The 1,382-nt window shown below is 41.9% G+C and carries 1 pseudogene; it reads left to right on the top strand.

Annotation, left to right across the window (positions count from 1 at the left end):
* Window positions 1-575: 575 nt before the first annotated feature.
* Window positions 576-1,382: pseudogene (locus AC1DG9_RS27075) on the top strand (glycoside hydrolase family 92 protein); the annotation flags it as partial.

Here is a 1,382-nt window from a genome sequence, read left to right on the forward strand (position 1 = left end):
GTACTTAAGGCATAAAAGATGTTTCTACCTGTTCCGCAACCAGCATCTAAAATCATCTCACATTCGTCATAGGTGCCTTTAAGCATCTGGTCAAATAAATAGATATCTATGTTTCCGAAAGTATCTCGAATGTGCTGGTTTCTCATCGTCAGGCAAAGATAATTACATTATTTCAATTCAGATGTTAATCCTCATCGGCGACACCGGTATCAAATCTAATGCACCCGCTGTTATACTTTTCTCAACTTTTCTATTATGCTCTTTTCTCCCATTTAAACTCTCCATCAGCTGAGCATATAAGTCCTCTTGTTTCTCTTGATGTGGCTTAGGTTTTTTGATGGTTGGGCACTTACCTTTAGCTCAGATACGTTTACCATTACCTGTCCCAGCAGCGAATAACCGGCATTGGAGTACTTAAACTCAGCACCCGGTTTAGTGTTAATTTTCTTTATCTTTAATTCTGAAAGAAGACGTTATCTCTTTAATGATAGCGTTTCGATTGGACTGCCACTAGCGGAGACTATATTTGCTTTACCGTAATGAAAACTAACTGAATAAAAGACAATCTCTAACCTATGAAAAATCAAATTTGTTTAGCTGGGATGCTCGCAATTTTCACATTAAATCTATTTGGCCAGACCAAGAAGCCGGCAGCTGCAAATTTCACAAAATACGTTGATCCATATATAGGCACTGGTTTTCACGGACATGTCTTTGTGGGTGCCAGTGTACCGTTTGGGGCCGTACAATTGGGGCCGACCAATCTGTCTGAGGGCTGGGACTGGTCCTCTGGTTACCACATATCCGATTCCACCATCATCGGCTTTCAGCACACCCACCTGAGTGGTACGGGTATCGGCGACTTGGGCGACATATCCTTTATGCCCACCACAGGCGCAATTAAAGTGGTCAAAGGTACGATCGAAAATCTTAAAAACGGTTACACCTCCCTTTTTAGCCATGAGGATGAGATTGTAAAGCCTGGTTATTATAAAGTTAAGCTCAAACGGTATGACATTGGTGTAGAACTGACGGCTAGTACCCGGGTAGGAATGCACAAATACACTTTTCCGGCATCGAAAGAAGCGCACGTGGTCATCGATTTGAAAGAAGGGATCGGCTGGGACGAATCTTCAGAAACTTATATCAAGCAAGTTGATCAGCACACCATTGAGGGCTATCGTTTCTCTAACGGCTGGGCTGAATCCCAGCGGATTTATTTTACTGCAGTCTTTTCAAAACCGATCAAGTCCTTTACTGTCTACGATGATTCTACACAGAAGTTGGGTAACGAACTTAAAGGTAAAAAAGTGAAAGGTGTGTTGAGCTTTCAAACTGTCAACGAAGAAATCGTATATGTTAAAGTGKGTATCTCTCCTGTC

The organism is Pedobacter sp. 05L430 (assembly GCF_056397585.1).